Annotated in this window: 1 pseudogene; it reads left to right on the forward strand. The window is 33.9% G+C overall.

What is annotated here, in order from left to right:
• Positions 1–15: 15 nt before the first annotated feature.
• Positions 16–280: pseudogene (locus tag CF394_RS03605) on the forward strand (hypothetical protein); the annotation flags it as partial.

Here is a 280-nt window from a genome sequence, read left to right on the forward strand (position 1 = left end):
GGAGGTTTATCAATAATGAAAAATGATCAAATAATTTTTGAAAAAACGAAAAACATCGCTCACGATATCGATCAGATGCAAAATCAACAGGAGATAATAGATTATCTTTTTCGCCAAGATTCTCTTACACTCAACCAGTTGAAGCACTATTATTCTGAACCTTCCCTTCCGCTTCAGTTTCTAGTGAAAGTAGCAGTTTTATGCATGTTTATATCTATGACTTTAGCTTCTTTCCTTTTCATCCAAGCAAAAGAAGTCTTCACCAATCCTATTCTATCAG

Origin of the sequence: Tetzosporium hominis, assembly GCF_002265435.1 — a bacterium.
In the GTDB taxonomy this organism is placed as follows: Bacteria; Bacillota; Bacilli; order Bacillales_A; family Planococcaceae; genus Chryseomicrobium; species Chryseomicrobium hominis.